The 206-nt window shown below is 76.7% G+C and carries 1 protein-coding gene; it reads right to left on the bottom strand.

Annotated features, from left to right (window positions below; genetic code table 11):
• On the bottom strand, positions 1 to 206 hold a 206-nt coding region (locus QCD68_RS17435), incomplete at both ends, for a hypothetical protein (RefSeq protein WP_441005200.1).

Here is a 206-nt window from a genome sequence, read left to right as displayed (position 1 = left end):
GGCTGGCGTCCGCGCACGCGGTGGGGAGGGTCTCCGGCGCGGTGAAGGCACCGCGGCGGACCGCCACGCCCCGGGCGGCCAGACGACGTGCAGCGGCCGAGTGCGGGTCGCGGACGCTGACCGCGAGCTCGCGGGCGGGGACCTGCACGAGGAGGTGGGCGACGACGGCTCCGCCGAGCTGTCCCTGGCGCTTATACACATCTCCG

The sequence above is a fragment of the Curtobacterium sp. PsM8 genome (assembly GCF_030433875.1).
GTDB lineage: Bacteria > Actinomycetota > Actinomycetes > Actinomycetales > Microbacteriaceae > Curtobacterium.
This window is presented reverse-complemented; position numbering and strand designations above follow the sequence as displayed.